Annotated in this window: 12 protein-coding genes; 5 read left to right on the forward strand and 7 right to left on the reverse strand. The window is 27.3% G+C overall.

What is annotated here, in order from left to right; all coding sequences use genetic code 11:
• Positions 1–32: 32 nt before the first annotated feature.
• Complete coding sequence (gene purM / locus ABVS04_RS01385) at positions 33–1,028, reverse strand: phosphoribosylformylglycinamidine cyclo-ligase (protein WP_368028864.1); 996 nt, start codon at positions 1,026–1,028, stop codon at positions 33–35.
• A gap of 98 nt (positions 1,029–1,126) precedes the next feature.
• On the opposite strand from purM, the gene ABVS04_RS01390 reads away from it, so the two are divergent.
• From ABVS04_RS01390 to purT, 5 genes are read left to right on the forward strand one after another with little or no spacing between them, the layout of a single operon-like run.
• Positions 1,127–1,675, forward strand: a complete 549-nt coding sequence (locus ABVS04_RS01390; RefSeq protein WP_368028865.1) for a spermidine synthase — start codon at positions 1,127–1,129, stop codon at positions 1,673–1,675.
• 49 nt (positions 1,676–1,724) lie between these two features.
• Positions 1,725–2,315, forward strand: coding sequence for a dephospho-CoA kinase (gene coaE / locus ABVS04_RS01395; RefSeq protein ID WP_368028866.1), 591 nt, complete (start codon positions 1,725–1,727; stop codon positions 2,313–2,315).
• The gene (gene dapF, locus ABVS04_RS01400; protein WP_368028867.1) at positions 2,312–3,052 is read left to right on the forward strand and encodes a diaminopimelate epimerase; all 741 of its coding nucleotides are present in this window, start codon (positions 2,312–2,314) and stop codon (positions 3,050–3,052) included. Before coaE ends, dapF begins: the two co-directional genes overlap by 4 nt.
• A gap of 4 nt (positions 3,053–3,056) precedes the next feature.
• Positions 3,057–3,821 (forward strand): glucosaminidase domain-containing protein, encoded by a 765-nt coding sequence (locus tag ABVS04_RS01405; RefSeq protein ID WP_368028868.1) that lies wholly within the window; start codon positions 3,057–3,059, stop codon positions 3,819–3,821.
• A 12-nt stretch (positions 3,822–3,833) separates the two neighbouring features.
• On the forward strand, positions 3,834–5,003 hold the full coding sequence (purT, locus tag ABVS04_RS01410; protein ID WP_368028869.1) for a formate-dependent phosphoribosylglycinamide formyltransferase: 1,170 nt from the start codon (positions 3,834–3,836) through the stop codon (positions 5,001–5,003).
• A 26-nt stretch (positions 5,004–5,029) separates the two neighbouring features.
• Here purT and ABVS04_RS01415 read toward each other — a convergent pair whose 3' ends face one another.
• Genes ABVS04_RS01415 through ABVS04_RS01440 form a run of 6 tightly spaced genes read right to left on the reverse strand, consistent with a single transcriptional unit; the run spans position 5,030 to position 12,331 of the window.
• Complete coding sequence (locus ABVS04_RS01415) at positions 5,030–6,100, reverse strand: hypothetical protein (RefSeq protein ID WP_368028870.1); 1,071 nt, start codon at positions 6,098–6,100, stop codon at positions 5,030–5,032.
• Between the two features lie 9 nt (positions 6,101–6,109).
• On the reverse strand, positions 6,110–7,144 hold the full coding sequence (locus ABVS04_RS01420; protein ID WP_368028871.1) for a hypothetical protein: 1,035 nt from the start codon (positions 7,142–7,144) through the stop codon (positions 6,110–6,112).
• A gap of 24 nt (positions 7,145–7,168) precedes the next feature.
• Positions 7,169–9,421 (reverse strand): hypothetical protein, encoded by a 2,253-nt coding sequence (locus ABVS04_RS01425; protein WP_368028872.1) that lies wholly within the window; start codon positions 9,419–9,421, stop codon positions 7,169–7,171.
• A complete protein-coding gene (locus tag ABVS04_RS01430) occupies positions 9,418–9,912 on the reverse strand; it encodes a hypothetical protein (RefSeq protein WP_368028873.1) in 495 nt (164 codons plus the stop codon). Before ABVS04_RS01430 ends, ABVS04_RS01425 begins: the two co-directional genes overlap by 4 nt.
• Positions 9,909–10,658 carry a hypothetical protein gene (locus ABVS04_RS01435; protein WP_368028874.1) on the reverse strand — a complete coding sequence of 250 codons (750 nt, stop codon included), beginning with the start codon at positions 10,656–10,658 and terminating at the stop codon, positions 9,909–9,911. Before ABVS04_RS01435 ends, ABVS04_RS01430 begins: the two co-directional genes overlap by 4 nt.
• Positions 10,646–12,331 carry a GspE/PulE family protein gene (locus ABVS04_RS01440; RefSeq protein WP_368028875.1) on the reverse strand — a complete coding sequence of 562 codons (1,686 nt, stop codon included), beginning with the start codon at positions 12,329–12,331 and terminating at the stop codon, positions 10,646–10,648. Before ABVS04_RS01440 ends, ABVS04_RS01435 begins: the two co-directional genes overlap by 13 nt.
• Positions 12,332–12,334: the final 3 nt, after the last annotated feature.

Here is a 12,334-nt window from a genome sequence, read left to right on the forward strand (position 1 = left end):
TGAACTTAGCCTTTTTATTTATCTAAAAAATATTAGATAAATTCAACACCTTTAGAACCCTCAGCTATATGACCTATCACATAACCATCAGTATTAGCTAAAACAGCGTCAACATTTTCAGAACTAACTACTAAAACCATACCCACACCCATATTGAATGTTCTGTACATTTCTTCAAGTTCTACATGCTCAGCCATAAATTGGAATATTGGTAAAACTCTAACATCTGCTCTTTTTACAACAGCTTTTAAATTATCAGGTAAAACTCTTGGTAAGTTTTCTGTAATTCCACCACCTGTAATATGTGCTAATGCGTTGATTTTATCTTTATTAGCTTTGAACTCTTTTACATAAATTCTAGTTGGTTCTAATAAAACATCTTTTAATGCTTTTCCTTGGAAATCATCATCTAAAGACATTCCCAATTTTTCTAAAAGTAATTTTCTAACAAGTGAAAAACCATTAGAGTGAACACCAGAAGATGGTAATGCGATTAAAGTATCACCAGCTTTGATTTTATCAATTCTATTTAACTCTTCTTTTTCTGCAATTCCAACACAAAAACCAGCTAAATCAAAATCACCCTCTTTATACATCCCTGGCATTTCAGCTGTTTCACCACCAACAAGTGCACACTCAGATCTAATACATCCTTCTGCAATTCCTTTAACTACTTGAGTTGCTTCATTTACATCAAGTTTTGCAGTTGCATAATAATCTAGGAAAAATAATGGTTCTCCAAAGTTACATAATAAATCATTTGAACACATAGCAACTAAGTCAATTCCAACTGTATCAAATTTCTTTGCATCAATTGCAAGTTTTAGTTTTGTTCCAACTCCATCTGTTCCTGAAAGTATTACTGGTTGTTTATAACCTGTTGGTAATTCAAATGCACCTGCAAATGAACCAATTCCTCCTAAAACTCCTGGAATCATTGTTGATTTTACATAAGGTTTGATATTTTCTACAAACTGATTTCCAGCATCAATATCAACCCCAGCATCTTTGTAACTAACTGTTGCCATTATTCACCTTTTTTTATTCTAATTTCTAATTCTTACGATTAATTAAATTTTTTTTGGTATTATAGCAAAATGTTTATAAATATTAAGGATTATATATAATGAAAGATACTAACGCATTTAATGAAATGATGGTACATTTACCACTATGCACACATAAAGAAGCTTCAAATGTATTAATTATTGGTTCAAATAATGAAGATATGAAAGCTCAAGCTGCAAAGCATAGTAAAGTTTCAAATATTGAGTTTGGAGATTTATATCTATTAACTTCAAAAAATGAAAAAAATATAGATGTTGTAGTTTTAACTGATGTTAAAATTGATGAACTATTGTTAGCAAATATTGAAAGAATTTTGAAAGAAGATGGTTTAATTGCATTTGCTTCAAAAGCATTTTCTAAAGATGAAGATCAATTATTTGCAGATTTAAAACTAGTTGGAACAAAATTCTGGATTGCAATGCCATTTAAATTTGGTCATAACACTTCAATTATTGCTTCAAAAAGATATCACCCAACTGCTGATATAAATCTACAAAGAGCTGATTTATTAGATGGTTTAAATTACTATTCTGCTGAAATTCACAATGCTTCTTTTGTGTTCCCTGCTGCTGAACATAGAGCTCTAACTGGTATAGCTAAAAGATAATTTTAGCTATTAAATATAAATAAATCATTATTATTGTAAAATCCCATCTATGAGTAATGATTTATTTAAAAACGCAATCGCTCTTACAGGCGGAATTTCAACAGGTAAAAGTACTGTTTGTAACCTATTTAAACTTCATGGTTTTTTAACAATTGACGCCGATGCGATAGCACATAGATTATTGGATGAAAATTCTAGTAAAATAGCTTCTATGTTTGGTGAGAAATATGTACAAAACGGAAAAGTTTTAAGAAAAGAGTTGGGGAAAATTATATTCTCAAATGAAGAGAATAAATTAAAATTAGAAGCCCTTCTTCATCCATTAATCAAAGAAGAAATCATTAAAGAATCAAAAATATTTGAAAGTCAAAATAAACCATATTTTGTAGATATTCCTCTGTTTTTTGAGAAAATGCACTATCCAATTTCAAAATCTTTAGTAATTTATACACCAAAAGATATACAAATTCAAAGACTTATGAAAAGAGATAATATTGATGAAAATGAAGCAAAATTAAAAATCTCAAATCAAATGGATATAGAAGAGAAAAGAAAATTAGCAGATATGGTAATAGACAATTCCCAAAATCTAAAACATTTACAAGAAGAAGTAGAAAGAATCATCGGAGAAATTATATGACATATACTAAATATAGTGCAAGTGGAAATGACTTTATTATTACTCACTCAATTATTGAAAAAGATTATTCAAGTGATGCTATAAAACTATGTAATAGAACAGAAGGAATTGGCGCTGATGGCTTTGTGGTAATTATTCCAAGTACTCAAGCTGATTTTAAATGGTTATTTTATAATAGTGATGGGAGTGATGCTGCAATGTGTGGAAATGCTACAAGAGCAGTTTCTCATTATGCTTTTACAAATAATTTAGTAAGTTCAAATGAAATGCAGTTTTTAACAGGTGCTGGACTTATAAAATCATGTGTTGATGGGAATATTGTAGAGACTCAATTAACAGCTCCTAAAGTTATAAAAGAAGAGTTTGAAGAAGATGGATTTACTTGGTATTTAGTAGATACAGGAGTTCCTCATTTAGTAACTATTGTTGATGATTTAGAAGTTTATAATCATGATTTATGTGCAAAAATGAGATATAAATATAATACAAATGTAAATTTCGCAAAAGTAGAAAATGGGATTATAAAAGTAAGAACCTATGAAAGAGGAGTTGAAGGTGAAACTTTGGCTTGTGGTACGGGAATGGCTGCTTGTTTTCTAAGGGCAAATGATTTAAATCTTGTAGAAGATAGTACTTTTGTTTACCCAAAAAGTGATGAGCAATTAACTCTTTCAAGAAAAGATGGCACTATTTATTTCAAAGGTGCTGTGAAAAAAGTTTTTGTAACAACCATTTAATCATATGTTCTTTTTTAAATTCTTAATTAGTAACTCTAAGAAATTACTTCTTGGGCTTTGTTTATTTGGTTCTTTACAAGCACAAAGTTATTCAAAGGGCTTTCCTAAAGAGTATTATGAAATAAATGATATTAATGAATCAAAAAATTACTTTTTTAATCATATGTATGAAATAGTTGCAAAAGAAAATAATAGAGTAAAAAGTGAAAGGAGATTTGTTGAAGAAATATTAGGCACAAGTATTTTAAATATAGATTTTGATTCTGCTTCTTTTCATAAACTTCTTTCAATAAAACAAAAATATAAAATCAAAAATATCTATACACTTCATGAATATCAAAAAAAAATAGATATAGTTCCTCCATCTTTGGCAATCGCACAAGCTGCAGTCGAAAGTGCATGGGGTAAAAGTAGGTTTGTAAAAGAGGCAAGTAATATTTTTGGACATTGGACTTATAACGAAGAAATAGGAATTATTCCAAAAAGAAGAAGTATTAATTCTTCTCATTTTATTAGAGTCTTCTCGAATTTAAGGGACTCAACAAGTGCTTATATTTTGAATTTGAATAGAAATTTAGCATACAAGTCTTTTCAAGAAAAAAGATATGAACAAAGACTTAATAGTAAACAACCAGATGGCTTAACTCTTTCTCAAACTATGCTAAACTACTCTGGTATTGCACATGAATATTTAGTAATCTTAAAAGATTTAATTTTACTAAATAATCTGCAAGAATATGACAATAGATATTATCAACAAAATCACTAAATAAGGAAAAATATGAAATTTACTGCACCATTAAAATCAGACTCAATTAAAATTATGCTTCTAGGAAGCGGAGAATTAGGGAAAGAAGTTATTATAGAAGCTCAAAGACTTGGAATTGAAACAATAGCTGTTGATAGTTATAATAACGCTCCTGCACAATTAGTTGCTAATAAATCTTATACAATCAATATGAAAAATGAAAATGAAATACTTGATGTTATAAGAAGAGAAAAGCCAACTTATATACTTCCTGAAGTTGAAGCTATAAATATAAAAGCACTTTTTACAGCTGAAGCTGAAGGTTTTCATGTAATTCCAAATGCAGATGCTGTAAATAAAACTATGAATAGAAAAAATATTAGAGAATTTGCTGCTGTTGAAATGGGATTACCAACAAGTAAATATGAGTTTGTAACAACTTTTGAAGCTTTAGAAAAAGCAGCTCTAAATATAGGTTTCCCTTGTGTTATTAAACCTGTTATGAGTTCTTCTGGTCATGGACAAAGTATTGCTAAAACTACTGGTGATTTACCGAAATCTTGGGAATTAGCAAAAGAAGCTAGAGGAGATGCTAGTGAACTAATTGTTGAAGAATTTATCACATTTGATTATGAAATTACTATGTTAACAGCTAGAAATGGAAAAGATACAGTATTTTGTGAACCAATTGGACATATTCAACAAGATGGTGATTATATTTTTTCATGGCAACCTATGAATATGAGTGAAGTAGCAAAACAAAAATCACAAGAAATCGCAAAAAAAATCACAGATGGATTAGGTGGACGTGGTATTTTTGGTGTAGAGCTATTTGTAAAAGGTGATGAGGTTTATTTTAGTGAAGTTAGTCCAAGACCACATGATACAGGAATGGTTACTATGATTACACAATCTCAAAGTGAATTTGCACTTCATGTACGAGCTGTATTGGGATTACCTTTGGAGTATATTGATTATGGATGTGGTGCTAGTGCTGCTTTTAAAGCAAAAGGTGATAGCTTTAATCCAGTAATTGATATCTTTGATTCTTCATTTACAAAAGACTCAATTATTAGAGTATTTGGAAAACCTCAGTCTCATGTTGGAAGAAGAATGGCGGTTGCTCTTACTTTTGATAGAGATTCGAGTGATAGAGCTTTACAAAAGGCTAAAGAGATTATTGGAAATTTTAAAGATCAATAATAGTAGTTAGAAGCTTTTGCTTCTAATTATTTGATTTTGATAGTTAAACTATATTGCATACCTTCATTTTCTATTGCATTTATTTCTAACTTTCCATTAAGCATATTTGCTAGATTTTTTGCTTCTAATGTATATTTATTATCTATATCTGACAAAAATAAATTATAAATATTTTTAATTTCAAAGCCATTATTTTTAACAATTACTTCTAAAATATTTTTCTTTAAACTCATTTTTATATCAATATGTTTTTGTATTTTCCCTCTTTTTAATTCTTTTTTTACTAGGTCCATACAAGATTGTTCAATAAAACAAGAAAGAATATTTTCTAAATATATGCTATTCAAATTTATAGCTTTATTCAGATCTACATTTATATCATAATCAATAAATATTTTGTATCTTACATTTGCGTATGTAAAGTTATCTACTCTTCTTTTATGTAGTTCAAATAAAAGGTTAAAATTATTAAAATTAGTTGTTTTATAGTTCATATTATCTATATTTCTAATCTCTTGATCAAACTTCATAAGCTCTTCAAATTGTAAAGCATAAGAATCAATAACTTCAAATATTATAGTACTGTTTATTAAATCTTCTACTCCTAATTTATTTATATATTTATCAAAAATAGATGTGTCAAACATATAAACAAGATATTTTAGATTGAAGATTTTGTTTTTTAGGTGTATTAACTTTTTTATATCTTTTAGACATTTTTGTTTTGTATCTCTTGTGATACCTTTTGTATCAAGGTTTAATTCTAGTATTTCAATAAAATTCTTATCATCAAAAATCAAATCAGTAAGCTCAGATTTTTCATATTCACCATACTTAGCTAAAATATTTCTCATTTCTTGACGTATTAGGGATAAAAAGTCATCAAATTGAATATTTAATCTAGAAATAGACTCTTGTATTGATTCATTATTTTCATTGAAAATTTGTCTATGAAGTCTAGTTTTTCCTCCTATTTCACTTGAAAAGATATCGTTTATATTAAAAAACTTATTAAATTGTGGAATTAGTATTTGAAGTTCATTTAATATATTTTGTGTATCAAATGAAAGTGAATTTATGTTGTTCATATTATCCAATGTCTTATCCTACATACAATCTTTATTAGGTGTAGCTACATTACCATTAACAATTTGAACCCAATTATTTTGGGTAGAAACATCCATTACATCACCTGATATTTTTTTATAAATAACATCAATTTGAACCCATTGGTTGTTTTTTTGTTTTATTGTGAATTGATCATCTCTTTTTAAAATTCTTAATATCTTACTTTCGATATTGCTTTCATTTCTCACATTTAGATTCTCATATTTAACAGTATATAAGCAGTTAGAAATTTGCTCTTTAGACAACTTTTCAACTTTTTCAGGATTTGCAGTTTTAATATTTTCAAATGCATTTTTAATAGAATCTTCTTTCACCTTTTTATTAGTAAGTTTATCTTCCTCTATTTTCTTATTTGCCTCAGCTTTTTTAGGTGTTTCCGTTTTTGGAATTTTTGTAAGATCACTAACTGATATTCCATAATTACTTAGATAAATTGTATATCCATACTCTTCATCAAGTTTTTTGTATAGTAGAACACTTTTTGTTCGTGTATTTATATCCATAATTTTATGACCTAAAATATCATCACCTTCTATATATCTTCCTTCAATATTTCCACTTAATTCACTTGTTTTTACACTTTTAGTTGTTTCATCAACAAGTTCTAAAACTACATAATCTTTTCCATTAAAAGAGTACATACTTTTAATTTTTAGATCTTTTAATTTTTTTGTTCTTGTAAAATCTGTAGTTAATCTTGCCATATCATTTTGATGAGTAAATACATTCTTTTCATAATCTTCTTGTGAAAGTTTAACCTCCTCTTTCATTCCTTTATTAGGCTGATTAGGATTAATGTTTTGCCCGGATTCATCTTTTTTATTTTTTATGGCGTTTACCTGTTCTTCTAGATAGTTTTTTTCAAGACCTGTTATGGCATTAAAAAATTCTTTTGATTGCTTATCTAAAACATCTAGTTTATCAATATTTTCCATTTGAGCTTGGATTGGCTCTTCAGCTTGTAAATTAAGTACTATAAAAAATAAAAATGCAATTAGCCTTATTTTCTTCATTTTTTCCCTTTTTTTTTATTAATTTTATTTAAATGTAAATTCATAGTTAAATCCACCGATATATGTAGGATATTTTATGAAAAATGCACCATCACTAGTTCTTTTCCATTCAAATGATGTCATATTTGTTAAATACCCAGTCCTTCCACCTTCTGCAACTAAATAATCTTTATCTAAATCAAATAAGTTTGTATTAAATACAGGTATCATAAAAGTATTTCCTATATCATCATTTGTAGTAGCAACATTTCTATAAAATGATTGAATCCCCCAGCAATACATTTGATTATTTGTATCAATTCCACACATACCATTATCATCTGCAATAACTTTTATTTTTTTCCATTTTATTTTTTTTATAGCATTTATAAACATATTATCACTTACATTATCAGCAGTAAAGTAATCACCTTTTAATTCATTTTTCTCATTAACCCAAACAATTCCTTCATTTACTTTTAAAGCTGAACCACTAAGTTTACTTGAAAAATCAACAGATAATAGATTTGTATCATCTGCTTCTACATAAGTGGAATAGGTTTTTATAGTATCGTTTATTAATTCTACTTGGATCTTTTTATTTTTTGGTTGATGGATTTTATAATATTTACCATCTGTTGACAATGCAACAAAAGCTTCCAAGCCTCCATAAATAGATTGAAATGTAATATTACTGCTAAGGGTAGAGTTATCTTTAGTTACCTTTGTTGGTGTACATAAATTAAAACTTAAATTGTCCCAGTTGGATACATTGCAAGCTCCGTTTGCAATTTCAGTTTCTATTCCCCAAATATAAATGTCTCCAGTAGTAGAAAGTGCTCCCATTTTTCTATATCCAATAGTTAATAAATAAGTAATATCAGTAAATTTTACATTTGTACTTGAATCTATTATTGTAAACTTCTCTGGATTTAAATTGTACTTTCTGTTTGTATAATTATAGGTACTACTTCCATTGCCTGAAAATCCACTCCAATCATATCCCCATCTATAAATATCCCCATCTTGTGATAAGATTAACCATAACTGATTATTGGCAAATATTTTTGCAGCTTTATTTGTAATGCCATTAAAAAAAGTACTTCTATATAGTAATTCACCAGTATCAACACTTGTTTGGTCTGTGTGAGTAAAATTATTCCCAAATGAATAAGCTTCTCCTTTACTTCCTCCGCAATATAATCCACCTTCTATGGAAATTCCACAAGTACTATGAAAAACTGTACTAAAGAAATCTATAAATTTAGGTCTCAAAGGTGAAGAATAATAATTGTTGCTATAAAATTCACTTAAATTATTATTATCACTTGTATCATCATCATAAATTTTTGCTTTAACTCTTACCATACCAGTGATTACAGGATATCTATTTGATGATCCAGATGAACCATTTTCTTTTGTATATGCAGAATCTTTAAAAGTTTTATTATTTATACCAGTAATATTATTAGCATTATTTCCCCATGTATAAATATCTCCATTTACAATCATTCCTCCAGCTCTTCTTGAAAACTGAATAATAGTTTTCCCTACATCTCTTGTTGTTGAATTTACTTTTACTATTCCTACATTTGCACCAAGATAAATATATTCTAACGCTAGACCATCTTTATTATGAAAAATAGTTTGTCCAGCAAAAGTAACATTTTTATCTTCCATTAAATCTGAAAATTCAGTACTTATACTTCCATCTGAATTTAAGATAGTAACACTTGAATCTACGATCAAGTCTTTATCTACTGAAAACTTATAAACACCATTAATAGTATACCAATGTAAAACACCCTTTGTATCTAAATAATATTTATTTCTAGCATCACTTTTTGTAGTTGTGATTTTTTCTCTATTAGTATAAATAAACTTTTCTTTTGTAGATAGGTTAATTTCAACTTTATTATTATTTACACTAATAGGTGCTTTTGTATAATGTCTATATTTATTTGAATAATAATAATCAAATAAATTTGTTTTGACTTCTACATTATCAGGTAAAGAATCATTTGTAGAATATGAAGTTGAAGATGTAAATATAATTTCTCTTCCAAAAGGATTTATTGTATTAAATCCTTTTGGCAAATAATTATTATCTATTAAAGTTTGTACTTCCGTTGGAATTTGGCCTTTAGCTAGTAGATATTTTTTATATGCAAGTGCAACTTCTTCTTCTTTTTCTATTAGTTTTTTAACTTTTGTTAATGTAATAGAATCAATATACTTTTCTGCAGCAAAAATATTTAAAGAAAGAAAAATACAAATGAATATTTTGAAAAATATCATGGATTTACTCCCTTAGGTTTTGAAATATAATCTACAAAATAAATTGTAGCATTATTATCACTTTTTTTAATGTTTCCTATGTATCCTAATATTCCCTCAGCTGCTTTTAAACCATCTTCACTTTGAGCACTTACTTGTGAAACGATAATAAATCTATCCAAACACATTTTTTGTGCATCAATATATTTTAAATTATAGTCCAAGATTGACATTCTTTGAAAAATTTCTTTTACTTTTGGTTCAAGTTCTTCTTTTGTGATATATGATTTTTCAATATTTTCTATTTTTTTCTTTGAATTCTCAACAAGTCTTTTTAAACTATTTGTTTCATTCATTTTTAGCTGTAAATCGTTTGTCAAAGCTTCTTTTTCAAAATAAACTTTATAGTAAGTTACAACTCTATGTGAAAAAAAAGCTAAAATGTATAATATTAGTACTGAGATGGTTATTTTACTAATTAAAGATATTCTTTTATTGCTAATACTTATCATTTTTTTACCTCAGGTGTACTTAGACAAGCTGTAATTTCTTTATATTTTTTTTCACTAGTATTTAAAAGAATATTTTGTCTTTTAATTAGTTGTTCTTCAACTTTAATCTCTTTTTTTAAATTATCTAAAGATTCTATTTGTAAAATTTTATCAGCAAGCATATTTAAACCAAATGCCATAGCCCAAATAGAACCTGCTATTAAAAATGTTGCATAGGTAAGCTTTGAAATATGTGATTTATATGTATCTAATTCATTTAAAGGTTTTACTAAATCCCATGTTTCACCAAGAGATTTAGCAACAACATGATTTTTATCATTTTTTGTGTTTTGTTTTAAAATATTTTCAACTGCACTTTTATATTTTGAATTTATTACATAATAAATATTTTCAATATCTCCACCACTTGAAAGCATAGCAATATGTTTAGTAATCAAAATAGATTTAATCATATCATCTGTAATAAAGTTTTGATTTATTTTTGCAGAATAAACTGTTTTATGATTAAATAAAATTACATAATCACTATCTGAAATATGTATTAAAAATTGATTTTTTTGCAAATATTTTTTTGATAGAATATTTAGTGAATAAATTTCATCATTTGTATATTTTGAAAGATATACACTATATTTCTTGAAAGAACTATATGTGAACATATTTTGTGATGCATCAAATTCATCTGCAATATAAAAATACTCACTATCTTCTTTTGTATCAAAATCTGTTCGTACTAATCGTACCATAGTTCCTCCCCTCTAATAATTGCAATTGCATCTTGTTTTGTAATAAGTCCTTCATGATATTGTGACATACAAGCTTTTTCAACAGTCATATACTCAGCAGGATTTTCAAAATCTCCACCATGTCCTATTTTAAATCTTACAACTTCCGCAATTGGAACCCTGTCTTTAAATCCAGTATGATTACACTCTTCGCATCCAACTTTTTTAAATCCACCTTCATCATCAGGCTCTTTACAATATTTACATAATTTTCTAACAAGTCTTTGGGATACAATTCCTCTTAAGTTATCTATAATATCCCCCTCATTAATACCTAATGAACTAGTCATCCTAGATACAGTAGCAGGTGCTGAGTTGGTATGCATTGTTGAGAATACTAACTGACCTAAGTTTGATGCATTTACAAGCTGAGATGCTGTTTGAGGCTCCCTTGTTTCCCCAATTAAGATAATATTTGAATCTTGTCTTAAGATATCAACAACAGCTTCAGGGTAGCCATATTTAAACTCTTCACTAGCACTCGCAAACTCAGATAAATCAATTTGGAAAAATGATTCATCAACATATTCAACAGGATCTTCAATAGTAATTACATATTGTTGTTGTTTTGCAAGTTGTTGTAAAAGTGCATACATTAAGTGTGTTTTTCCGGATCCTACTTGTCCTGTGATTAATATCATTCCATTTGCATATTTTGTAAGATTAGATAAAATATCAACAGTTTCTTGTGGATAGTTTAATCCTCTTAAATTATGAGCAACAACTCCTCGTCCACCAATCATCCTCATAACTAAAGAGAAGTTTAATTTTGAGTTTATAAGACCAAGTCTGAATTTGATATTTTTTTTACCATATTCATAGTTTATAACACCATTAATTGATTCATAATCTGAATCTTCTTGATCAGCCATTGTTACAAGTCTTCTTTTTAATGTTTTAGCAATAGTAATAGGCATAGTTCCCATATCAACTTTTATACCATCAATTCTAAACCATAAAGTTGCATATCTACTTGTTTTTTGGATATGTATATCTGAAGCCCCAAGTAATATAGCTTGACCCATCATTTTATCAAAGTATTTATTTATTTCATTATCATTGTCTGTATCATTGTTCGAACCAAAAATAATCTCTCTATCTTCACCAAATACTGATGATAAAACGCCTTCTCCTAAAACAACTATTTTTGTAAAATAAAATTTACTTAGAACATGGAAATCAAGATTTACAACATCTCTAATACCTAAAACTTTGTTTTTATTTTTTTTATCTTCAAGGGTAATAATATACATACTTGTACAAAATTCAAGTTTCTTTTCATCTAATTGAAATGAAGTATCTTGATAAAGTTTAGATAAATCACTGTATGTTGCATAATATTCATATCCTAAAGTACGAACAAACTCTTCATATTTTTCTTCATTTGCTATTAAATCCCCATATCCACCTCTTAGTTGGAATTTTTCTTTAATAACATCTTCAATAATTGTAGATAAGTGTGTATCTGAATCATCATTTTTATTTATAAATTGAAGAAATGAATTTTTTTGTTTTTCAAGAATTGAATTAAAATCAATCTTTTTTAGAAAATTTGTTTTATTCTTAGTCTCAACTTTTTTTATAAATTGGGCTTTTGGTACTCGTTTAAAATTTGCAATTATTTTTTTTATCATATG

Origin of the sequence: Arcobacter sp. s6 (assembly GCF_040884245.1) — a bacterium.
Classification (GTDB): domain Bacteria; phylum Campylobacterota; class Campylobacteria; order Campylobacterales; family Arcobacteraceae; genus Aliarcobacter.